Raw genomic sequence first — 22224 nt, 5'->3', positions numbered from 1 at the left:
CGTGGACAACCTCATTGCGCTGCTCATCGCGGCGCCTCTGCTCGGAGCGGCCGTACTGCTGTGCGGCGGACGGAGACTGGACGGGATCGGCCACTGGCTGGGCACGCTGCTCGCGGGCGTGTCCTTCGTCCTCGGCGCGGTGCTCTTCGTCGACCTGCTGGACCGCTCGGCCGGTCACCGGACGGTGACCAAGCACCTGTTCAGCTGGGTTCCGGTCGAGGGCTTCCAGGCGAACGTCGGCTTCCAGCTCGACCAGCTGTCGATGACCTTCGTCCTGCTGATCACCGGTGTGGGCACGCTGATCCACATCTACTCGATCGGCTACATGGAGCACGACGAGAACCGCCGCCGCTTCTTCGGCTACCTCAACCTGTTCCTCGCGGCGATGCTGCTCCTGGTCCTCGCCGACAACTACCTGCTCCTGTACGTCGGCTGGGAAGGCGTGGGCCTCGCGTCCTACCTGCTCATCGGCTTCTGGCAGCACAAGCCCAGCGCGGCGACCGCCGCCAAGAAGGCCTTCCTGGTCAACCGGGTCGGCGACATGGGCCTGTCCATCGCCATCATGGTGATGTTCACGACGTTCGGCTCGTTCGCCTTCCCCGCCGTCCTAGGCGGCGCGGACGGCGCGAGTTCGGGGCGCAACACCGCCATCGGCCTGATGCTGCTGCTCGCCGCCTGCGGCAAGTCGGCGCAGGTGCCGCTGCAGTCCTGGCTCGGCGACGCTATGGAGGGCCCGACCCCGGTCTCGGCCCTGATCCACGCGGCGACCATGGTGACCGCGGGCGTGTACCTGATCACCCGCTCCGGCGCGGTGTTCAACGCCGTTCCCGACGTACAGACCACGGTCGTGGTCGTCGGCGCGGTCACGCTCCTGTTCGGTGCGATCGTCGGTTGCGCGAAGGACGACATCAAGAAGGCGCTGGCCGGCTCGACGATGTCGCAGATCGGCTACATGATCCTGGCCACCGGTCTCGGCCCGATCGGCTACGCCTTCGCGATCATGCACCTGGTGACGCACGGCTTCTTCAAGGCCGGGCTCTTCCTCGGCGCCGGCTCGGTCATGCACGGCATGAACGACGAGGTGGACATGCGGAAGTACGGCGGCCTGCGCCGGTACATGCCGGTCACCTTCGTCACCTTCGGCCTCGGCTACCTCGCCATCATCGGCTTCCCGGGCCTGTCCGGCTTCTTCTCCAAGGACAAGATCATCGAAGCGGCGTTCGCCAAGGGCGGCACCGAGGGCTGGATCCTGGGCGCGGTCACCCTGCTCGGCGCCGCGATCACCGCGTACTACATGACGCGCGTGATGGTCATGACCTTCTTCGGCGAGAAGCGCTGGAACCCCGAGGAGGTGCATCCGCACGAGTCCCCGAAGTCCATGACGATCCCCATGGTCGTGCTCGCCTTCGGCTCGGTCTTCGCGGGCGGCATCTTCGGCATCGGCGACCGGTTCGTGAAGTGGCTGGAGCCGATCACGTCCTTCAGCCACGGCGACTCGCCGGTGGGGGAGTGGACCGTCACCGCCGCCACCGTCGTCTGCCTGCTGATCGGCGTGGGCCTCGCCATCGCCCAGTACGGCCGGAGGCCCGTCCCGGCCGTCGCCCCGCACGGCTCGCTGCTCACCCGGGCCGCCCGCCGTGACCTGCTCCAGGACGACTTCAACCATGTGGTCCTGGTGCGCGGCGGCGAGCACCTCACCCGCTCGCTCGTCTACCTCGACCACAGTCTGGTCGACGGAGTCGTCAATGGAACCGCCGCCTCGGTCGGCGGGCTCTCCGGCCGGCTGCGCAAGCTGCAGAACGGCTTCGCCCGCAGCTACGCGGTCTCGATGTTCGGAGGTGCTGTGGTGATCATCGCCGCGACTCTGCTGATGAGGGCGGTGTAACGCAATGTCCTTCCCCCTCCTTACCGCGACGGCGGCCCTCCCGGCGCTCGGCGCGATCGCCACCGCAGCCGTCCCGGCGGCCAGGCGCACCGCCGCCAAGTGGCTGGCCCTGCTGGTCTCGGTCGGCACTCTGGCGCTGGCCGCGATCCAGCTCGTACGGTTCGAACCGGGCGGCGACCGCTACCAGTTGACCGAGTCGCACGCCTGGATCAAGGACTTCGGAGTCCGTTACGAACTGGGTGTGGACGGCATCGGCGTCGCCCTCATCGGGCTCACCGCGCTGCTGATCCCGTTCATCATCGCGGCCGGCTGGCACGACGCCGACCCTTCCCCAAGCTCTCAACTTCGTTCGAGCAGGGGAGGCCCCAAGGAGACAGTCAAGAACGACTGGCGGCCGACCCAGGGCTTCTTCGCCCTGATCCTCGCCGTCGAGGCGATGGTGGTGCTCTCCTTCGAGGCCACCGACATCTTCCTCTTCTACATCCTGTTCGAAGCCATGCTCATCCCGATGTACTTCCTCATCGGCGGCTTCGGCGACCGGGCCCACGCTCAGGGCGACGAGGCGGCGGCGACCCAACGCTCGTACGCGGCCGTCAAGTTCCTGCTCTACAACCTGGTCGGCGGGCTGATCATGCTGGCCGCAGTCATCGGCCTGTACGTGGTGGCGGGCTCGTTCTCGCTGAACGAGATCGCCACCGCCCGCGCCAACGGCTCGCTCGACATGGCGACCAACACCGAACGGCTGCTGTTCCTCGGCTTCTTCTTCGCCTTCGCGGTGAAGGCCCCGCTGTGGCCGCTGCACACCTGGCTGCCCAACGCGATGGGTGAGGCGACGGCGCCGGTCGCCGTGCTGATCACCGCGGTCGTCGACAAGGTCGGTACGTTCGCGATGCTGCGCTTCTGCCTCCAGCTCTTCCCGGAGGCCAGCAAGTGGGCGACGCCGGTGATCGTGGTGCTCGCCGTGATCAGCATCATCTACGGGGCGCTGCTCGCGGTCGGCCAGCGCGACATCAAGCGCCTGGTGGCGTACGCGTCGATCTCGCACTTCGGCTTCATCATCATGGGCATCTTCGCGATGACGAGCCAGGGGCAGTCCGGCGCCACGCTCTACATGATCAACCACGGGATCTCGACGGCTGCGCTGATGCTGGTGGCCGGCTTCCTGATCTCGCGCCGCGGCTCGCGGCTCATCTCGGACTACGGCGGCGTGCAGAAGGTCGCCCCGGTGCTCGCCGGCACGTTCCTGATCGGCGGCCTCGCCACCCTGTCCCTGCCGGGCCTGGCTCCCTTCGTCAGTGAATTCCTGGTCCTGGTGGGCACGTTCAGCCGCTACCCGGTGGCCGGTGTGATCGCGACCCTCGGCATCGTCCTGGCCGCGCTCTACGTCCTCGTCCTCTACCAGCGGACGATGACCGGCCCGGTCAAGGCCGAGGTCCAGGGCATGCCGGACCTCAAGGTCCGTGAACTGCTCGTGGTGGCCCCGCTGATCGCGCTGCTGATCTTCCTCGGGGTCTACCCGAAGCCGCTGACGGACATCGTCAACCCGGCGGTGCGGCAGACCATGTCGGACGTACAGAAGAAGGACCCCAACCCGGTGGTGGAGGCGGCCAAGTGAGCTCATCAGCTGTCCACAGCCTGTGGACCACGGCGGCCGAAGGCAAGCTGGACAAGATCCCCGCGCCGCACATCGAGTACGCCCAGCTCGCACCCACGCTGATCGTGGTGGGCGCGGCGATCATCGGCATCCTGGTGGAAGCCTTCGTCCCGCGCCGCAGCCGCTACTACGTGCAGGTGTTCCTGTCGGTGGTCGCGCTCGCCGCCGCCTTCGCGTCGGTGGTCGGCCTCGCGGCCGGCGGCTACGGCACGACCAAGGCGCACATCGCGGCGATGGGCGCGATCGCGGTCGACGGCCCGGCGCTCTTCCTCCAGGGCACGATCCTGCTGGCGTCCCTGGTCGCCATTTTCACCTTCGCCGAACGCCGCCTGGACCCGGTGGCGCACGGCAACAAGGTGGACTCGTTCGCCGCGCAGGCGGCCTCGGTGCCGGGCGGCGACAGCGAAAAGGCCGCGGTCAAGGCCGGGTTCACCACGACCGAGGTCTTCCCACTGGCCCTGTTCGCGGTCTCCGGCATGCTGGTCTTCCCGTCGGCGAACGACCTCCTGACCCTGTTCGTGGCGCTGGAAGTCTTCTCCCTCCCCCTCTACCTGCTGTGCGCGCTGGCCCGCCGCAAGCGGCTCATGTCGCAGGAAGCGGCGGTCAAGTACTTCCTGCTCGGCGCGTTCTCCTCGGCCTTCCTGCTCTTCGGCATCGCGCTCCTCTACGGCTACGCGGGCTCCGTCTCGTACGCCACGATCGCCGACGTCGTCAGCGGCTCGGTCCAGAACGTGGACCCGGCCCTCGCCGGAACCATGGGCAACGACGCGTTGCTGCTCATCGGCGGCGCGATGATCCTGATGGGCCTGCTGTTCAAGGTCGGCGCCGTGCCGTTCCACATGTGGACCCCGGACGTGTACCAAGGCGCGCCCACTCCGGTGACGGGCTTCATGGCGGCGGCCACGAAGGTAGCGGCCTTCGGTGCGCTGCTCCGCCTCCTGTACGTCGTCCTCCCCGGCATGAGCTGGGACTGGCGGCCGGTGATGTGGGGCGTCGCGATCATCACGATGCTGGGCGGTGCGGTCGTCGCGATCACCCAGACCGACATCAAGCGGCTGCTCGCGTACTCCTCGATCGCGCACGCGGGGTTCATCCTGGCCGGTGTCATCGCGACCAACGCGGACGGCATCTCGTCGGTCCTCTTCTACCTCGGGGCGTACTCCTTCGTGACGATCGGTGCGTTCGCGGTGGTCACGCTGGTGCGGGACGCGGGCGGAGAGGCGACGCACCTGTCCAAGTGGGCGGGCCTGGGCCGGCGTTCGCCGCTGGTGGCGGCGGTCTTCGCGGTCTTCCTGCTCGCCTTCGCGGGTATCCCGCTGACGTCCGGTTTCTCCGGAAAGTTCGCCGTGTTCAAGGCGGCGGCGGAGGGGGGTGCGGGGGCGCTGGTCGTGGTCGGTGTGGTGTCCTCGGCCGTGGCCGCGTTCTTCTATATCCGGGTGATCGTGCTGATGTTCTTCAGCGAGCCGAAGGCGGACGGGCCGACGGTGGCGGTGCCTTCGCCGCTGACGATGACGGCGATCGGGGTGGGGGTGGCTGTGACGCTGGTGCTGGGTGTGGCGCCGCAGTACTTCCTTGATCTTGCGCATAGCGCGGGTGTGTTTGTGCGGTAAGGGGTTTGGGGGTGGGTGGGGTCCCGGCGCGGGTGGGTGGCGCCGGGGCCTTTTTCTTTCCCCACCCCGCCCCTTCCCGCAGGGTGTCACTGCGGGAAGGGGCGGGGTGGGGGCTAGTCCAGGGTTGCCAGGACGGACAGGACTCCCTCGCCCCATGTCGCGAGCTTCTTCTCGCCCACCCCGCCAACCGTGCCCAGCTCATCCAGCGACCCGGGCCGAACCGTCGCGATCTCCCGCAGCGTCGCATCGTGGAAGATCACGTACGCCGGGACCCCCGCCTCCTTCGCCTGCGCCCCACGCCAGGCCCGCAGCGCCTCGAAGACCGCAAGCGCCTCGGCCGGCAGGTCGGCCGCCGCCACGGCGGGCTTCTTCGACGCGCTCCGCGCCGCCGCCCGCGCCGCCTTCTCCGGCTCCGTCCGCATCCGGACCTCGCGCTTCCCGCCGAGCACCTCCCCGCTCGCCTCGGTCAGGACCAGCGTCCCGTACTCTCCCTCGACCGCGAGCAGCCCCAGCGCGAGCAACTGCCGTACCACGCCCCGCCATTGAGGCTCGGACAGCTCTTCGCCGATGCCGAAGACGGACAGCGCGTCATGGTCGAACTGGATGATCTTCGCGGTCCTGCGGCCGAGCAGAATGTCGATGATCTGGCCCGCGCCGAACTTCTGGCCCCGCTCGCGCTGAAGACGTACGACGGTGGAGAGCACCTTCTGCGCGGCCACCGTGCCGTCCCACGTCTGCGGCGGGGTCAGGCAGGTGTCGCAGTTGCCGCAGTTCTCGGCCGTGGCCTCCTGGCCGAAGTAGCCGAGGAGCTGGGCCCGCCGGCACGAGGCGGTCTCGCAGAGCGCCAGCATCGCGTCCAGGTGGACGGCCGCCCGGCGCCGGAACGCCTCGTCGCCCTCGCTTCCCTGGATCAACTTCCGCTGCTGGACGACGTCTTGGAGCCCGTACGCCATCCAGGCCGTCGAGGCGAGACCGTCACGCCCGGCGCGGCCGGTCTCCTGGTAGTAGCCCTCGACCGACTTCGGCAGGTCGAGGTGGGCGACGAAGCGCACGTCCGGCTTGTCGATGCCCATGCCGAAGGCGATGGTCGCCACCACGACCAGGCCGTCCTCCCGCAGGAAGCGGGACTGGTTGGCGGCGCGCGTCGCGGAGTCGAGGCCCGCGTGGTACGGGACGGCCTGCACCCCGTTGTCGCTCAGGTACTGCGCGGTCTTCTCCACGGAGGCCCGCGAGAGGCAGTAGACGATGCCCGCGTCCCCGTCGTGCTCCTCCTTGAGGAAGGTCAGCAGCTGCTTCTTCGGGTCGTTCTTCGGCACGATCCGGTACTGGATGTTCGGCCGGTCGAAGCTCGCCACGAAATGGCGGGCGTCCGGCATGCCGAGGCGCTGGGTGATCTCGCGGTGGGTGGCGCCGGTGGCGGTCGCGGTGAGTGCGATGCGCGGCACGTCCGGCCAGCGCTCGCCTAGCAGGGACAGGGCGAGGTAGTCGGGGCGGAAGTCGTGGCCCCACTGGGCGACGCAGTGTGCCTCGTCGATCGCGAATACGGAGATCTTGGCGCGGGCGAGCAGGTCGAGCGTGGCCTCCACGCGGAGCCGCTCGGGCGCCAGGTACAGCAGGTCGAGCTCGCCGGCGAGCAGCTCGGCCTCGACGGTGCGGCGCTCGTCGAAATCCTGCGTCGAGTTGATGAACCCGGCGCGCACGCCGAGCGCGCGCAGCGCGTCCACCTGGTCCTGCATGAGCGCGATGAGAGGGGAGACCACGACGCCCGTGCCGGGCCTGACCAGGGCGGGGATCTGGTAGCAGAGCGATTTTCCGCCGCCGGTGGGCATGAGGACGACGGCGTCGCCGCCCGCCACGACGTGGTCGATGACCTCGCCCTGCGCTCCGCGGAAGGACTCGTATCCGAAGACTCGGTGCAGTGTCTGCAGGGCCTCGGTCTCCGCGTCCACCGTCTGCGTCCCGCCCGTGCCGTTCATCGCTCTGTCCCCCGTGCTGGTCCGTCTGCTGCCTCACCGTTCACCCTCGCAACGATAGGCGTCCCCGCCGACACCCCGAGAGTTATCCACAGCCCTGGCCGGATTCCTTCCGGGCGGGATGCGCCGGGGCTCCGCCCCGGGCCCCGTTTTGGCCCCACCCCGCCCCTTCCCGAAACCCGCCGGGGGGTGGGGATGGGCTGAGGCCGGTTCCCGGGGGCGCTGCCCCCGGACCCCGCTGTGGTCGGACTTTCGGCTGCGGGCCGGTGGGGGCTGGTCGCTCCCCCAAGTTCTCGGCTTCTCCCCCAAGGCCTAAAGGGCCAGGGGGACCCCCATGAACAGGGGGGACCCCCATCGCGGCGGAGCCGCAGATGTCACAGTCCCGCGCCCCTGGCAGCATCGATCCTGGCCGGCACTGGCATCTTCAGCCTGTCATGGGGGTCCCCCTGGTCCTTGAGGCCTTGGGGGAGTTTGAGGACGAGCGCCCTTAGGGCGCGAACGGGGTCTGGGGCAGAGCCTCAGGAGCACCTTCGCCCCCGGAGGGTCTAGGGAAGGGGCGGGGTGGGGGGCAGGACTCAGCGGGGTGGAGTGATGCGGCCCCTCACCTCGCCCAGCCCCACCCTTACCCCATGCGCCCCCGGCGCCCACGCCGTCAGGGTGACCTCGTCGCCGTCCTCCAGGAACGCCCGCTTGCCGGACGGCAGCTCCAGCGGCTCCGTACCGTTCCAGGTGAGTTCGAGGAGCGAGCCGCGCTGGTCGCGCTCGGGGCCGCTGACCGTGCCCGAGCCGTACACGTCCCCGGTCCGCAGCGACGCGCCGTTCACCGTCATGTGGGCCAGCTGCTGTGCCGCCGTCCAGTACATCGAGGCGAACGGAGGCTCGGCCACGACCGTGCCGTTGATCGACACCGTGATCCGGAGGTCGAACCCGCCCGGGACCTCCTCCGCGGAGTCGTCCAGGTAGGGGAGGAGGGGGAAGTCGCGGGCAGGAGGGGAGACCCTGGCCGCCGTCAGCGCCTCCAGCGGGGTCACCCACGCCGACACCGACGTCGCGAAGGACTTGCCGAGGAACGGGCCGAGCGGCACGTACTCCCAGGCCTGGATGTCCCGCGCCGACCAGTCGTTCAGGAGGAACAGGCCGAATACGTGGTCGTCGAAGCAGTTCAGTTCGACGCGCGAGCCCAGCTGTGACGGGGTGCCTACCACGAAGCCCACCTCCGCTTCGATGTCCAGCTTCACCGAAGGGCCGAAGACCGGGGCCGGGTCCGACGGGGCCTTGCGCTGGCCCTGGGGGCGGGCCACCTCCGTGCCGGAGACCACGATCGTGCCGGAGCGGCCGTGGTAACCGATCGGCAGATGCTTCCAGTTGGGGGTCAGGGCCGCGCCGTCGGGGCGGAAGATCTGGCCCACGTTCGTGGCGTGGTGCTCGCTCGCGTAGAAGTCGACGTAGTCGGCGACCTCGTACGGCAGGTGCAGCTCGACGTCGGAGAGCGGGTGCAGCAGGGGCTCGACGACCGGGCGGTGGGCGGGCACCGTCACCCAGGCGGTGAGCGCCCGGCGCACATCGCGCCAGGCCGTGCGCCCCGCCGCGAGCAGCGGGTTGAGGCTCGGCTTGGCGAGGAGTGCCGCGTACGGGGAGCCCAGCGCGTGCGCCGCCGCCCCTGCGTCCAGGACGTGGTCGCCGATGCGGACGCCGACCCTCCGGTCGGCCGGACGGTCCGGCGTGGAGAAGACGCCGTACGGGAGATTGTGCGGGCCGAAGGGGTCGCCCTCGGCCAGTTCGAGCGGGCTCTGCTCGGACATCGGTGCCTGCCTCGCTTTCCACGGTTTGTGGGTCACACGTTACGTCGGCGGTGCGCGGGGCGGCAGTGCCTAAAGAGTTCGCAATGTCCGGAAATTCCGCCTCCGGAAGCGGTCATTCCCCCGTACCGTCTCTGTCCGGGGCACGTCAGGCGAGGGGGCCGCGTGCCCTGCGGGGCTGTGGGGGCTCTCTGTCCCGAGGGGGGACTGGTGGCGGGCAGTAACGTGCTGTTCAGGGCGGACCGGGACGTACCGGGACTGATCGTGAAGTTCGGGAACTATCCGTTGCACCACGGAGGGGTCGGCGCCATCCGCAGTCTCGGCAGACTCGGGGTGCCGATGTACGCGATCACCGAGGACCGCTGGACTCCCGCGGCCCACTCCCGTTACCTCCAGCGCGCGTTCCCCTGGCCGACGACCGGCGCCGAGGAACCGGCCGCGCTGGTGGACGGGCTGCTCGGGATCGGCCGGCGGATCGGCCGTCCGGCCGTCCTCATCCCGACCGACGAAGAGGCCGCGGTGCTGATCGCCGAGCACCAGAAGGAGCTCGCCGAGCTCTTCCTCTTCCCGCCCGTGGCGCCGGAGTTACCCCGGCGCCTCGCCAGCAAACAGGGCCTGCACGAGCTGTGCGTGGAGCACGGGGTGCCGTCCCCGGCGGCCGCCTTTCCCGAGACGTACGCCGATGTCGAGGACTTCGCACGCCACGCGCGCTTCCCGGTGGTGGCCAAGAATCGCGAGGCCTTCGTACGGCGGCGCAGCCCGGCGGTGCCCGGCACCACCCGAATCGAGGACCGCGCGCACCTGCTCGCGCTGGCCCGCGGCTGGGGCGACCGGCCCGGCGTGATCCTCCAGGAGTACCTGCCGCGCGAGCAGGCCGAGGACTGGATCGTTCACGCGTACTTCGACGAGAACTCCACCCCGCTCGCGCTGTTCACCGGCGTGAAGGTGCGGTCCTGGCCGCCGCACGCGGGGATGACTGCGAACGCGTACGTCGTCGACAACCCCGAACTGGCCGCGCTGGCCGAGCAGTTCGTCAAGCGGATCGGCTTCACCGGCATCGTCGACCTCGATCTGCGCTTCGACCGCCGCGACGGCCGCTACAAGCTCCTGGACTTCAACCCGCGCATGGGCGCCCAGTTCCGGCTCTTCGAGAACGAGGCGGGCGTCGACGTCGTCCGCGCGCAGCACCTCCACCTCACCGGCCGCCGGGTCCCGGAGGGTGAACAGCGGGCCGGCCACCGCTACGTCGTCGAGAACATCGACCTGCCCGCACTGCTCGCCTACCGGCGCAGCGGCTACACCACACCCCACGCGCCCGCACGCCCGACCGGCACCGAGTACGCGTGGGTCGCCGGGGACGACATCAGACCCTTCTTCACGATGATGGCCCGCTTCGTGGGCCCCGGTGCACAGCATCTGTACCGGCTCTGGCGGAGTTCCCGCCGCGCGGTGACGAAATAAGCCCGGCAATCAACTCCCTTGTCCAGCACGGCTGTTGTTGCTGAACGCGGGATGAGTCATTTCCTGAGAAGGGGACTGCGAGTGAGCACTGCGACACGTCCGGTGGCGGTCATCGGGGCGGGGCCGTTCGGCCTGTCCGCCGCCGCCCATCTGCGCGCCCGGGGAATACCGGTCCGCGTCTTCGGCTCGCCGATGGTGAGCTGGCGGGAGCACATGCCGGCGGGCATGGTCCTCAAGTCGACGCCGGTCGCCTCCAGCATCGACGCGCCGCAGCCGGGGCACGGGCTGCTCGACTTCTGCGCGGACACCGGGGCGCGGCGGCTCGAATCGGACTGGGATTTGATCCCGGTCGAGTCGTTCGCGGCGTACGGGCAGTGGTTCGCCGAGAAGCTCTTCCCCGATCTGGAGCAGGTCAGGGTCGTTTCGGTGGACCGGGTGCCCGGCGGGCACTTCGCGCTGAAGCTGGATTCCGGCGAGAGCTTCGAGGCGCGGGCCGTCGTGGTGGCGACCGGGCTCTCGGGCCTGGCCCGGCTGCCGCGCGAACTGGCCGCGGCGGTTCCGGACGGCCCCTCGGCGACCGGCCCCGTCTCGCACGCCGCCCAGCACCACGACCTGTCCGGGTTCGCGGGGCGCGAGGTGCTGGTGGTCGGGGCCGGTCAGTCCGCCCTGGAGAACGCGGTGCTGATGGCCGAGGCGGGAGCCCGCGTACGGATCGTCGCACGAGGGGCAGGGGCCGTGCGGTTCGGGGCGGCGCCCGACCAGCAGCCCCGCTTCACCCCCAACTCGCCCTTCGGCAGGGCCTGGTCGCTGCACGCCTTCTCGTACCACGCGACCCACTTCCGCCATCTGCCCGCGCCGGCCCGCCACTATCTGGTCCGCAACGTGCTGGGCCCGCTGGGGGCGTGGTGGCTGCGGGACCGTTTCACCGGGCGGGTGGCGGTGACGGACGGGCGGCGGATCGTACGGGCCCGCGTCGAGGGGGGCCGGCCCGTGCTCACCCTGAGCGGGGGGTCCGGGCGGGAGCTTTCGGCGGACCATGTGATGGCGGCGACGGGCTATCGCATGGACGTGGCGGCGCTCGACTTCCTCGGGCACGGGCTGCGCACCCAGCTCTCCACTTCGCGGGGGGCGCCGGTGCTGGATGCGGGCTACCAGTCGACGGTGCGGGGGCTGTACTTCACCGGCCTTCCGGCCGCGTCGTCGTTCGGGCCGGTGATGCGGTTCGTGTGCGGCACGGAGTACGCGTCGCCGCGGCTGGCGGCGTCGGTGGCAGCGGGCTGACCCCTGCGAACCCGCTGGGGCTCCGCCCCAGACCCCGGAGGCCCCACCCCGCCCCTTCCCTAGACCCTCCGGGGGTGAGTTGGTTCGGCTGCGGACCGTGCGTGGCTGGTCGCGCAGTTCCCCGCGCCCCTAGCGGGCGAACGGGGTCTGGGGCGGAGCCCCAGGAGCACTTTCACCCCCGGAGGGTCTCGGGAAGGGGCGGGGTGGGGGGAATTACCCTGCGTCCCGGGGGATGCGCCGCTCCCACGTCCGGTGGAACACCACCTCGCCCCCCTCCCGGCACACCACCTCGTCAGAGGTGATGAAATCCGCCGCATCGCACGCGATCTCCGAGCGCGTGTCGATCGTCACGTCCCAGGCCAGCTCCGGCCGGTGCAACCGCAGGTGCCAGTCCGAGCGGGTCCGGGCGGACAGCGGGTCGGACTCGTCGATCGTGTACGTCTCCTTCGCGTCCTCCGTGAATTCGAGCCCGTCCGGGTACACCCGCGTGCCCCCGTACCGCGGATCGACCTCCAGGCGCCACTCGCCCTTCGCCACGTCGCGTACGACCAGGCGCTCGGGGCGCGGCTCGTCCAGCGGGGCCGGGTACGAGACGCCCAGGGGCTCGGACTGCTCGGGGTCCGCGAAGGCGATCGTGTCGTCCGACGTGCGCTCCCTGAGCGGGAGTTGGAGGGCGGAGCCCGCCGGATCGAGAGTGAAGCCCACCGAGTCGGCCTGCGGCCAGATCCACGGCCAGTACGCGGAGGACACCGCCAGACGGATGCGATGCCCCGGGGGGAAGGCATGCCCGATGCCGTTCAGAGCGAAGGTCACGTCCTCCGTCTCGCCCAGTGGCCACGCCTCCGCCCTGTCCCTGCCGTGCCGCGCCGACAGGTTCAGCACCCCCCGCGTGACCAGCGTCGACGAGCCGTCCGGGGCCACGTCGCAGAGGCGGGCGATGGCCTGGCCGTACGGGACGTCCATGCGCAGGCGGAGGGTCACCCGGGGGCGGCCCAGGATTTCGAGGGGGCCCGAGTCCGCCGGTACCGGGAAGTCGAAGGCCGCCGAGTGGGCGTCCTCGGCGCGCTGGTCCGGGGGGAGGTCGGCGTCGTTGCCGAAGGGGAAGAAGCGGCCCGCGTCCAGGCCCGTCTGCTGCGGCGAGCGCACCCGCACGGGCGCACCCCGCAGTGCGTAGGAGAGGGGTGTGACGTGGGGCGACGGCCAGCTCGGATTGCCGACCCAGCGGCCCGGGAGCTCCGCGTACACCGTGGCCGGCGGGTGCGACTCGCTGATCCAGGAGCGCAGGAGCGGCTCCTTCATCACGCCCGTCTCCTCGCCCTTCAGATGGTGGTCCCACCAGCGCAGGGTCTCCTGGAGGAAGCCGATCGCCGGGCCAGGGGGGAGACCGCGGTCCGGGTACTGGTGGGACCACGGGCCGATGAGGCCGCGCACCCGGTCGGGTGGGAGGTGTTCCACCAGGCGAAGGACCGTGTCGCGGTACGGGTCGTGCCAGCCGCCCACCGCGAGGACGGCCGCGTTGATCGCGCCGTAGTCCTCGCAGACGCTGCCGTGCTTCCAGTAGTCGTCCCGGGTCTGGTGGGCGAGCCAGGTGTGAATGAACGGACGCACCGCTTCCAGGCGTTCCAGCCACATTTCTCGCCATTTTTCCCCGACGAACGCGGGGTCCGGCGGGCGCGAGACGAAGGCGAGCATGGTCGCCGCCCAGGCGTGCATGTCGACGGCGAGCACCGAACCGCCCATGTAGTGCACGTCGTTGTCGTAGCGGTCGTCGGTCGAGCAGACGGTGACGATCGCCTTCAGTGGTTCGGGTGCGAGGGCGGCGATCTGGAGGCTGTTGAAGCCGCCCCACGAGATGCCGAACATGCCGACCTTGCCGGTGCACCAGGGCTGCTGCGCGAGCCAGTTGACGACCGCGACACCGTCGGCCAGCTCCGTCGCGTCGTACTCGTCACCCGGCAGGCCCTCCGAGCAGCCGTGTCCGCGCACGTCGACGCGTACGGATGCGTAGCCGTGCCCCGCGTACCAGGGATGGCGCTGCCAGTCGCGCGGCGCCGTCCAGTCGGTCAGGCGGTACGGGAGGTACTCGAGCAGCGCCGGGACGGGCTCCTCGGTGACCGGGCGCCAGACGCGCGCGTACAGCAGTGTGCCGTCGGGCAGCGGGATCCGGACATCCTCGCGCTGCGTCTCGTACGGGAATTCGGTGCGGATGTGCATGGCGGCAACCTCAGTGGACGGGGTGCATGGTGCGCTTGAGCCAGGGGGCGGCGAGGATCACGGCGATGCCGACGGCCACCGCGATGGCGCCGTTCAGGCCGAAGTAGGCGGGGTTGGAGACCTTTCCGTACACCTTCACGGTCTGCGCCTGGATGCCGTTGGCGAGCGCGAGGGAGAGGAACCAGAGCGACATCGTCTGGCTGGCGAAGGCCTTCGGGGCGAGCTTGGTGGTGGCCGACATGCCGGAGGTTTCGAGCAGGATGTCGCCGAGTCCGAGCAGCAGATACGAGCCGACGATCCACCAGGCGGCCATCTTGTACGGGCCGGCGCCGTGCCCGGCCGTCGGCAGGACCATCAGCAGGAAGGACAGGCCGCCCAGGATCACGCCGAAGGCGATCTTGTTGGAGGCGTGCGGCTGGCGCCGGCCCATGCGGGCCCACACGGCGGCCACCACCGGCGCGAGCGCCACCTCGAACGCGCCCAGCGCGGAGGCGTACCAGCTCGCCGGGAAGTGGAAGCCGAGGATGGTCGTCTCGGCGTTGGTCGAGGCGAGCAGCATCATCGTCGAGTACGCCTGGAACAGGATGAAGTTGAAGGCGACCGAGGCCAGGAACAGGACCACATACGGCCTGAGGCGGCCGCGTTCCCCGGCGGTCACGCGCGGGCTGGCGAACATCACCGCGAAGTAGACGACCGGCGCGATCACCGAGATCAGCGTCAGCAGGTCGACGAAGCGGCCCATCGTCAGCCAGCCGCCCAGGGCGAGCAGCAAGGCGAGGGCCGCGACCAGCAGGGCGCCGAGAACCATGAGGCGGACCGCGCGGCGCATGCCCTCGGGCGGCAGCGCGAATTCGGCCGCGTGCTTGCGTCCGGCGAGGTGGCGCCGGCCGAGCACGTACTGGATCAGGCCGAACGTCATGCCGACCGCGGCCGCAGAGAAGCCCCAGTGCCAGCCCTTGTGGTCGCCGAGCCAGCCGGTGATCAGCGGGCCCGCGAAGGCGCCGACGTTGATGCCCATGTAGTACAGCGCGAATCCGGCGTCGCGCCGCTCGTCGTCGGTGCGGTAGAGCTTGCCGACCATGGAGGCGACATTGGGCTTGAGCAGGCCGGTCCCCGCGCTGATCAGACCGAGCCCGGCCCAGGTCATCGCGGGGGTGGGCACGGCCATCGCGTAGTGGCCGCAGGCGATGAGGACGCCGCCGTACAGGACCGCCCGGTACGAGCCGAGGATGCGGTCGGCGAGCCAGCCGCCGGCCACCGAGACCAGATAGACGAGGGTGCCGTACGCGGCCGAGACGGAGGCGGCGGTGCCCGCGTCCATGCCCATGCCGTCGTTCGCGACGGAGTCGGCGAAGTACAGGACCAGGATCGCCTGCATCCCGAGGAACGAGAACCGCTCCCAGACCTCCAGGCCGGAGAGGGTGAGCAGACCGCGCGGCTGACCGAAGAAGGCGTGGTCGTCCTGCGGAGGCGGCTGCTCCGCGGCCGGATCGTCGGGGGTGTCGGTCATCGTTCCGGACAAAAGGTCCACTCCTGATCGTATGAGCTGATCAAGAACATACCGGGGTCCAAGGGACTGTGCGCGAGGGGTGACGGGAAGGCGCCCACGGTGATCGAACAGCGACCCGATACGCTGACTTGAGTGAAGGCAGCGACACATCGACAAACCGTGTGATCGTCAGCAGACAGGAGTACCCCTCGTGACCGTCGTCGGGCCGTTCGGGCTGAGCGTGCGGGACCAGGCACTTGAAGCCGATGTCCAGACCGGATTGGCGGCTGTCGAGGCGGGACTGCTCGATGCCACCAAGAGCGAGGTTCCGTTCATCACGGAGGCCGCGCAGCACCTCATCCGTGCAGGTGGCAAGCGATTCCGCCCGCTGATCGTGATGCTGGCCGCCCAGTTCGGTGATCCGTACGCGCCGGGCGTCGTGCCCTCCGCCGTGGTCGTCGAGCTCACGCATCTCGCGACGCTGTACCACGACGACGTGATGGACGAGGCCGATGTGCGGCGCGGCGTGGACAGCGCCAACGCCCGCTGGGGCAACTCCGTCGCGGTTCTCACGGGTGATTTTCTCTTCGCGCGCGCCTCGCACATACTGGCGGATCTCGGCCCCGAGGCCGTACGGATTCAGGCCGAGGCGTTCGAACGGCTCGTCACCGGCCAGATCCTGGAGACCGCGGGCCCCCGTGACGGGCGCGACCCGGTCGACCACTACCTCGACGTGCTGTCCGGCAAGACGGGCTCGCTCGTCGCGGTCTCCGGCCGGTTCGGCGCGATGATGTCCGGCGCCGACGAGACGGTCGTCGACATCCTCACGCAGTACGGCGAGCGCCTGGGCACCGCCTTCCAGCTCGCCGACGACGTCCTGGACATCGCCAGCGACTCGCACGAGTCCGGCAAGACCCCGGGCACCGACCTGCGCGAGGGCATCCCGACGCTGCCCGTGCTGCACCTGCGGGCGCAGGCCGCCCAGTACGGCCGCCCGGACGACCTGGAGCTCGTGGCGCTGCTCGACGGCGACCTCAGCGACGACGCCCGGCACGCGGAGGCGCTGCGCCGGCTGCGCGTCCACCCGGCCCTGGAGCAGGCGCGCAGGGACACCGTCCGGTACGCGGAGGAGGCGAGGGCCACGCTCGCGCCGCTGCCCTCCGGGTACGCGAAGTCCGCGCTGGAAGAGCTCTGCGACGCGGTCGTGCACCGCGCTGGCTGACCACCGGCCGGAGCCGTCAGAGCCGAGCCGTCAGTAGCCGGAGCCGCTTCCTGAGCCGCTGCCGGTGTCGCTCGTCATGGCCTTGGCGCCGGTCGGCGTCGCCGCGAACCAGATGCCGCCGACGCCCTGGCCGTAGGCCTCGTGCGGCTCGTCGTCCTTGGCGTACCGGTACAGCGGCCAGCCCGCGAGGGTGAGCTGCTGGGTGCCGTCGTTGCGGGTGACCGTGCCGACCAGGGACTTGTCGATGCCCTTCACCGTGACGTGGCCGTTCGCGGGGGCGGGCGGCCACTGGGCGGCGCAGGTGCCGTAGCAGTTCGACCTGGGCGTCGGCTTCGCGGTGTCCTTGTCGAAGCGGTAGAGCACGAACCCCTTGCCGTCGACGACCACCGTGCCGACCTTGTCGACCTTGGCGGTGGAGAGGGTGTCGGCGGCGGGCCGGGCCGTGCTGCTGCCTGAGCTGTTGCCGGTGGAGGGGCTGGTGGTGGAAGTGGATCCACCGGAGCCGGAGTTGCTGCTTCCGCATCCGCCGACGGCGAGCGCGAGGGCGAAGGCCCCGGCCGTCGCGCCGACCGCGATGCGCTGATTCCTGAGCATGGCGAACCCCCTTGGTAGGGCTTCAGCAGGGCTTGACGGGTGCCGCTTGCTCTCACCCAGAGGTACGGATCCGGCCCGCCCCGCACTCACTTCGAGCCACAGTTTTGTGACCCGGGCCACTCGGCCGGGGTGCCGGACGCGCCGCCGACCCCTACTGGACGGGGCAGCCGGCTCGGGGTTCTGTCATCCCAGAGAGGTACGTGAGGTTGCTCCCGGGGGCTGACGCGCCGGGGCGGTCAATTTGGTCAGATTGGAAGCACCACTCCTGACCAATTCGGGTGAGAATGGCGGCGCGGGGTGGAACTGAGCACGACGGACGGACGCCGCCGACCACGGAGGTAGGGCACACATGGCACCGAACGACAGCGCACAGGCCACCGACGAGGCCAGGGACCTCGGCGCGGGCCGCCGGAAGGCGGCGCGCTATCTCGTCCCGGTCGGGGTGGCGGGGGTTGCGGCGGCGACCATCGGACTGGTCCCGGCGCTCGCCGCTTCCGGTGACCCCAGTCTGCCGAAGATCAGCGCGCAGCAGCTCATCGAGAAGATGGCCGCGTCGGACACCCAGCAGCTCTCCGGCACGATGAAGATCACGACCGACCTGGGCCTGCCCGGCCTCGGCAGCCTCGGCTCGTTCGCCCCCAAGGGCGGCGGCTCGGACAAGTCGGCGTCCCCGGACGCGAAGCTCACCGAGCTCGCCTCGGGCACGCACACCCTGCGCGTCGCGGCCGACGGTCCGGACCGCCAGAAGGTGTCGATCCTGGAGGACGCGGCCGAGTACAGCCTGATCCACAACGGCAACGACGTGTGGGCGTACGACAGCGGCTCGAACCAGGTCTTCCACTCGCAGAAGTCCGCGGCGGACGCGGCCAAGGAGCACGGCAAGAAGACTCCGGATGCTGGTGTGCCGACCACGCCGAAGGCGCTGGCCGACCAGTTCCTGAAGAACGTCGACCCCACCACCGAGGTGTCGGTCGACGGCACGTCCCAGGTGGCCGGGCGCGACGCGTACCAGCTCTTGATCAAGCCGAAGCAGTCCGGTTCGACGATCGGCTCGGTCCGCATAGCGGTGGACGCCAAGACGGGTGTGCCGCTGAAGTTCACGCTCTCGCCGAGCGCGGGCGGCAAGGCCGTGGTCGACGCGGGCTTCACCAAGGTCGACTTCTCGAAGCCGTCGGCGGACACCTTCAAGTTCAGCCCGCCCAAGGGCGCGAAGGTCACCGAGGACGACGGCAAGCAGAAGCAGACGTCTCTGCCCGAGCAGAGCCTGCCCGGCGGCCTCGGCAGCTTCGGCGACGCCAAGAACGCCAAGAACACCAAGGTGATCGGCAAGGGCTGGACCGCCATCGCCGAGCTCGACACCGGCGGCAAGGGCATGCCGAGGGCGGACAGCGCCAAGGGCGGCGGCGACGCCCAGAAGTTCCTGGACTCCCTCGGCGACAAGGTATCCGGCAAGTTCGGCACGGGCACGGTCTTCAAGACCCGTCTGGTGAACGCCCTGATCACGGACAACGGCAAGGTGTACGTGGGCGCGGTGACTAAGGACGCACTGGTGAGCGCGGCCAACTCGGCCAAGTAGTAGGGGAGTTGGGAAGGGGGCGCCTGGCTGCCCCCTTCCCGACCCCGTACACACATGCATGCCGCTCGGGGCACATCGGGGGAGTTTGAGGACGAGCGCCCTTGAGGCGCGAACGGGGTCTGGGGCGGAGCCCCAGGGCAATTTCACCCCCGGAGGCCACGCGGCGGAGCCGCAGAGTGTTACAGCGGGAAGGGGCGGGGTGGGGAACAGTTCGGCGGTCATCGAGACGCGAGGCCTGACCAAGCGGTACCGCGGCGGCCAGCTGGCCGTGAACAAGCTCGACCTCACGGTCCCCCGCGGCAGCGTCTTCGGATTCCTGGGCCCCAACGGCTCGGGCAAAACCACCACCATCCGCATGCTGATGGGCCTCATAGAGCCGACCGACGGCTCCGCGTGCGTCCTCGGCAGCCCCATGCCGAGAGCCGCCCGCACCGTGCTCCCCAGGGTGGGCGCCCTGATCGAGGGCCCCGCCCTGTACGGCTTCCTGTCCGGCCGGGACAACCTGCTGCGGTACGACGCCGCCGACCCCACCGCCGACCCGCGCACCCGCACCGCCCGGGTGACGGCCGCCCTGGACCGGGTGGGCCTCACGGCGGCGGCGGGCAAGAAGGCGCGGGCGTACTCGCTGGGCATGAAGCAGCGCCTGGGCCTCGCGGCGGCGCTGCTCCAGCGCCGGGAACTGCTCGTCCTGGACGAGCCGACCAATGGCCTCGACCCGCAGGGCATGCGCGAAATCCGGGCCTTGATCAGGGAGTTGGCCGAGGACGGGACGACCGTCTTCCTCTCCTCGCACCTCCTCGACGAGATCGAGCAGGTCTGCTCGCACGCGGCCGTGATGAACCAGGGCCGGCTCGTCGTCCAGGGCGAGGTGGCCGAGCTCGCCGCGAACGCGCGCGGCCGGCTCGCGGTGACCACCCCGGACACCGGGGCGGCGGCCCGGCTCCTGAAGGAGCGGGGGATCGCCGACGTGACGGTGGCCGACGAGGACCGTGTGACGGCGGAACTGCCGCCCGACGGCGTGGAGTTGGCGGACCTCAACGCCGAGCTGGTGCGGGCCGGGGTGCGGGTGCGGGGCTTCGTGGCCGAGCGGGCCTCTCTTGAGGACGCCTTCGTCGCGCTGACCGGGGAGGGCTTCGATGTCGCGGGCTGAGGTCATGGACGTAGCGCGGAAGAACCCGGCACCCGGTCCCGAGCGGAAGCCGAGCGTCCTGTGGGCGCTCGGTCTGTTCCGCTCCGAGCTGGTCACGGTGCTGCGCCGCTGGCGCACGCTTGCCCTGCTCGGGGTGCTGGCCGCCGTGCCGGTCCTGATCGGCATCGCGGTGAAGATCCAGACGGGCGACGGCGGGGGAGGCCGGGGCGGCGGTGGGGGAGACGGCCCCGCCTTCATCGCGCAGATCACCAACAACGGTCTCTTCCTCGTCTTCGCGGCCCTCGCGGCCACCCTGCCGGTGTTCCTGCCGATGGCGGTCGGGGTGGTGGCGGGCGACGCGGTGGCGGGGGAGGCCAGCTCCGGCACCCTGCGCTATCTGCTCGTCGCCCCGGCGGGCCGCACGCGGCTGCTTCTTGCCAAGTACGCCTCGGTGCTCGCGTTCTGCCTGATAGCCACGCTCGCGGTGGCGGCATCCGCGCTCGCGGTCGGCGCGCTGCTCTTCCCGCTCGGCGACGTCACGACGATCTCCGGCACGCAGATCTCCTTCGCGGACGGGATGCTGCGGGCCGTCGCGGTCGCCGGGGTGGTGGCGGCCTCGCTGTCCGGGATCGCCGCGCTCGGCCTGTTCGTCTCGACGCTGACCAACAGCGGGATTGCGGCGATGGCTTCGACCGTCGGGCTGCTGATCACGGTCCAGATCCTGGGCCAGATACCGCAGCTTCACGCGATCGCGCCGTACCTCTTCCCGCACTACTGGCTGTCCTTCGCGGACGTCCTGCGCGAGCCCGTCTACTGGGACCAGCTGGTGAAGAACTTCGAGCTCCAGGCCCTGTACGTCGCGGTCTTCGGCTCGGCGGCCTGGGCCCGCTTCACGACGAAGGACATCACGGCGTGACATCCCGAACGGGGCCCTTGAACGTCCGGAACGGGACGCGAAGTGTCCAGAACGGGACGTGAAGTGTCCGGAACGGACCGGTCGTGCGAGCCGACCCCCGTGACGGCTCGACACGACACGTTCCGTTTCCTGCGTCATTGTTGGAGTCGTACGCCCGACTGTCAATCCGGTTCGGGGCGTGCTCGTAGAGTGAGGGCATGATCACCCCGTCCGTTTCCGACCCGAGCCCCAGGCGCCGCAGCGAGAAATCGCGCAGCGCGACGCTGTCGGCCGCGCTCGAACTGTGTGCGGAGAACGGATACGGAAAGGTCACCATTGAGGCCATCGCGGCCCGGGCGGGGGTCAGCAAGAAGACGATCTACCGCTGGTGGTCGACGAAGGGCGCGATCCTGCTCGACGCGGTGACCGAGCTGGTGGCCAGCGCTTCACCGCTGCCCGACACCGGTGACATCGCAGCCGATCTGCGCACGCACATCGCAAGCCTGGTGCGGCTGTTCACCTCGCCGGTGGTGGGGCCCGCGTACACCGGCATTCTCGCCGAGCTGCTGCACGACGAGCGGCTCGCCAGGGCGGTCAACGACGAGCTCGTCATCCCGCGCGTCGCGCTGGTCTATCAGCGCATGCGGGGCGCCCAGGAGCAGGGCCAACTGCCCCCGGACGCCGATCTTCCGCTGGCCGTGGAGATGCTCTACGGGCCGCTCTACTACCGCCACGCGCTGGGGCGGACGCTGCTCGACGAGCAGCGGATCGAGACCCTCGTGGCCCATGTCATGCGCGCGCTGCGGACTCCGGCGCCGAGCTGAAGAAGGTCTTGGCACGGGCCACTGCGTCCGCGTCGCCCTCGATGTCACCGGGCCGTATGCCGGAGCCGAGCAGCACTCCGCCCCAGTTCATCCTCATGTACGCGGCCGAGTTCCGCAGGGTCCCCACCAGCGGGTCCGCCGCCGAGTGATCGCTGTCGGCGAGCGCGGTCACGCCCCACAGGGTGCGGCCCGTCATGTGCTGCTTGAAGCCGAGTCCGGGGGTCTCCAGCCAGGCCTCCCAGTGGTCGAGGTAGTGCTTGACCGGGGTGGAGACGCTGTACCAGTACAGCGGCGAGGCGATCACCAGGTCGGTGGCGGCCAGCGTCGCCTCCAGGAGCGTCGCCGCGTCCCCGGTGGGGGCGGCCCGGACGCGGTTCTCGGTGTGGCGCAGGTCGCGGAACTCGGGGAGTTGGAGCTCGGCGAGGCTCAGCCAGCGGGCGGTGTCGCCCGCCGGGAGCTGCTCGGCGGCCTGCCGGGCGAGCGCCTCGGTGTTGCCGCCGCTGCGGGTGCTGCCGAGCAGGAAAAGGAAGTCGCGGGCCATGGTCCCCTCCGTACGTAACCCAAGAAAGCATGCGTGTGCATTCTATGCACACGCATGCATCTTGTGGGGCCCGGTAC

16 protein-coding genes are annotated in these 22224 nt (G+C 70.3%); 10 read left to right on the top strand and 6 right to left on the bottom strand.

The window, feature by feature from the left end:
- The first annotated feature begins 1 nt into the window (after position 1).
- From nuoL to nuoN, 3 genes are read left to right on the top strand one after another with little or no spacing between them, the layout of a single operon-like run.
- Positions 2-1885 carry an NADH-quinone oxidoreductase subunit L gene (gene nuoL, locus ACSHXC_RS16460; protein ID WP_438292322.1) on the top strand — a complete coding sequence of 628 codons (1884 nt, stop codon included), beginning with the start codon at positions 2-4 and terminating at the stop codon, positions 1883-1885.
- A gap of 4 nt (positions 1886-1889) precedes the next feature.
- On the top strand, positions 1890-3500 hold the full coding sequence (locus tag ACSHXC_RS16455; protein ID WP_438292321.1) for an NADH-quinone oxidoreductase subunit M: 1611 nt from the start codon (positions 1890-1892) through the stop codon (positions 3498-3500).
- Complete coding sequence (gene nuoN, locus ACSHXC_RS16450; protein WP_438292320.1) at positions 3497-5149, top strand: NADH-quinone oxidoreductase subunit NuoN; 1653 nt, start codon at positions 3497-3499, stop codon at positions 5147-5149. Before ACSHXC_RS16455 ends, nuoN begins: the two co-directional genes overlap by 4 nt.
- Before the next feature lie 113 nt (positions 5150-5262).
- Here the strand turns inward: nuoN and recQ are convergent, their stop codons facing one another.
- On the bottom strand, positions 5263-7125 hold the full coding sequence (gene recQ, locus ACSHXC_RS16445) for a DNA helicase RecQ (RefSeq protein ID WP_438292319.1): 1863 nt from the start codon (positions 7123-7125) through the stop codon (positions 5263-5265).
- A gap of 572 nt (positions 7126-7697) precedes the next feature.
- Positions 7698-8924: a fumarylacetoacetase gene (gene fahA / locus ACSHXC_RS16440; RefSeq protein ID WP_438292318.1), complete on the bottom strand. Its 1227-nt coding sequence runs from the start codon at positions 8922-8924 to the stop codon at positions 7698-7700.
- Between the two features lie 222 nt (positions 8925-9146).
- Between fahA and ACSHXC_RS16435 the strand changes: the two genes are divergently transcribed.
- The gene (locus ACSHXC_RS16435) at positions 9147-10382 is read left to right on the top strand and encodes a carboxylate--amine ligase (protein WP_438296620.1); all 1236 of its coding nucleotides are present in this window, start codon (positions 9147-9149) and stop codon (positions 10380-10382) included.
- An 81-nt stretch (positions 10383-10463) separates the two neighbouring features.
- The gene (locus tag ACSHXC_RS16430) at positions 10464-11663 is read left to right on the top strand and encodes an FAD-dependent oxidoreductase (protein WP_438292317.1); all 1200 of its coding nucleotides are present in this window, start codon (positions 10464-10466) and stop codon (positions 11661-11663) included.
- A gap of 213 nt (positions 11664-11876) precedes the next feature.
- Here ACSHXC_RS16430 and ACSHXC_RS16425 read toward each other — a convergent pair whose 3' ends face one another.
- Both ACSHXC_RS16425 and ACSHXC_RS16420 read right to left on the bottom strand, forming a co-directional pair.
- On the bottom strand, positions 11877-13877 hold the full coding sequence (locus tag ACSHXC_RS16425) for a CocE/NonD family hydrolase (RefSeq protein WP_438292316.1): 2001 nt from the start codon (positions 13875-13877) through the stop codon (positions 11877-11879).
- A 10-nt stretch (positions 13878-13887) separates the two neighbouring features.
- On the bottom strand, positions 13888-15387 hold the full coding sequence (locus ACSHXC_RS16420) for a peptide MFS transporter (protein ID WP_438292315.1): 1500 nt from the start codon (positions 15385-15387) through the stop codon (positions 13888-13890).
- A gap of 190 nt (positions 15388-15577) precedes the next feature.
- On the opposite strand from ACSHXC_RS16420, the gene ACSHXC_RS16415 reads away from it, so the two are divergent.
- Complete coding sequence (locus tag ACSHXC_RS16415; RefSeq protein WP_344380406.1) at positions 15578-16588, top strand: polyprenyl synthetase family protein; 1011 nt, start codon at positions 15578-15580, stop codon at positions 16586-16588.
- Between the two features lie 30 nt (positions 16589-16618).
- On the opposite strand, the gene ACSHXC_RS16410 is transcribed toward ACSHXC_RS16415, so the two are convergent.
- Positions 16619-17182: a hypothetical protein gene (locus tag ACSHXC_RS16410; RefSeq protein WP_438292314.1), complete on the bottom strand. Its 564-nt coding sequence runs from the start codon at positions 17180-17182 to the stop codon at positions 16619-16621.
- Between the two features lie 349 nt (positions 17183-17531).
- On the opposite strand from ACSHXC_RS16410, the gene ACSHXC_RS16405 reads away from it, so the two are divergent.
- The 4 genes from ACSHXC_RS16405 (at position 17532) to ACSHXC_RS16390 (ending at position 21606) form a co-directional block, all read left to right on the top strand.
- Positions 17532-18758, top strand: coding sequence for a LolA family protein (locus ACSHXC_RS16405; protein WP_438292313.1), 1227 nt, complete (start codon positions 17532-17534; stop codon positions 18756-18758).
- Positions 18759-18816: 58 nt separating this feature from the next.
- Entirely contained in the window at positions 18817-19908 is a 1092-nt protein-coding gene (locus tag ACSHXC_RS16400; RefSeq protein ID WP_438292312.1) for an ABC transporter ATP-binding protein, read from the top strand.
- Positions 19895-20803, top strand: a complete 909-nt coding sequence (locus ACSHXC_RS16395) for an ABC transporter permease (RefSeq protein ID WP_438292311.1) — start codon at positions 19895-19897, stop codon at positions 20801-20803. Before ACSHXC_RS16400 ends, ACSHXC_RS16395 begins: the two co-directional genes overlap by 14 nt.
- Before the next feature lie 197 nt (positions 20804-21000).
- Positions 21001-21606 (top strand): TetR/AcrR family transcriptional regulator, encoded by a 606-nt coding sequence (locus tag ACSHXC_RS16390; RefSeq protein WP_438292310.1) that lies wholly within the window; start codon positions 21001-21003, stop codon positions 21604-21606.
- Here the strand turns inward: ACSHXC_RS16390 and ACSHXC_RS16385 are convergent.
- A complete protein-coding gene (locus tag ACSHXC_RS16385; protein ID WP_438292309.1) occupies positions 21572-22147 on the bottom strand; it encodes a flavodoxin family protein in 576 nt (191 codons plus the stop codon). The two genes, ACSHXC_RS16390 and ACSHXC_RS16385, sit on opposite strands and share 35 nt — an antisense overlap.
- Positions 22148-22224 lie beyond the last annotated feature (77 nt).

The organism is Streptomyces sp. HUAS TT7 (genome assembly GCF_051550175.1).
Taxonomy (GTDB): Bacteria; Actinomycetota; Actinomycetes; order Streptomycetales; family Streptomycetaceae; genus Streptomyces.
Note: the sequence above shows the minus strand (reverse complement) of the source record. Positions and strands in the feature narration are given on the sequence as shown.

What these genes read in the sequence shown, in the direction of transcription:
- ACSHXC_RS16385 (WP_438292309.1), bottom strand. Translation starts at nt 22,147, where the DNA reads ATGGCCCGCGACTTCCTTTTCCTGCTCGGCAGCACCCGCAGCGGCGGC.
- ACSHXC_RS16395 (WP_438292311.1), top strand. Translation starts at nt 19,895, where the DNA reads ATGTCGCGGGCTGAGGTCATGGACGTAGCGCGGAAGAACCCGGCACCC.
- ACSHXC_RS16425 (WP_438292316.1), bottom strand. Translation starts at nt 13,877, where the DNA reads ATGCACATCCGCACCGAATTCCCGTACGAGACGCAGCGCGAGGATGTC.
- ACSHXC_RS16390 (WP_438292310.1), top strand. Translation starts at nt 21,001, where the DNA reads ATGATCACCCCGTCCGTTTCCGACCCGAGCCCCAGGCGCCGCAGCGAG.
- ACSHXC_RS16410 (WP_438292314.1), bottom strand. Translation starts at nt 17,182, where the DNA reads ATGCTCAGGAATCAGCGCATCGCGGTCGGCGCGACGGCCGGGGCCTTC.
- ACSHXC_RS16405 (WP_438292313.1), top strand. Translation starts at nt 17,532, where the DNA reads ATGGCACCGAACGACAGCGCACAGGCCACCGACGAGGCCAGGGACCTC.
- recQ (WP_438292319.1), bottom strand. Translation starts at nt 7,125, where the DNA reads ATGAACGGCACGGGCGGGACGCAGACGGTGGACGCGGAGACCGAGGCC.
- fahA (WP_438292318.1), bottom strand. Translation starts at nt 8,924, where the DNA reads ATGTCCGAGCAGAGCCCGCTCGAACTGGCCGAGGGCGACCCCTTCGGC.
- ACSHXC_RS16455 (WP_438292321.1), top strand. Translation starts at nt 1,890, where the DNA reads ATGTCCTTCCCCCTCCTTACCGCGACGGCGGCCCTCCCGGCGCTCGGC.
- ACSHXC_RS16400 (WP_438292312.1), top strand. Translation starts at nt 18,817, where the DNA reads ATGCCGCTCGGGGCACATCGGGGGAGTTTGAGGACGAGCGCCCTTGAG.
- ACSHXC_RS16420 (WP_438292315.1), bottom strand. Translation starts at nt 15,387, where the DNA reads ATGACCGACACCCCCGACGATCCGGCCGCGGAGCAGCCGCCTCCGCAG.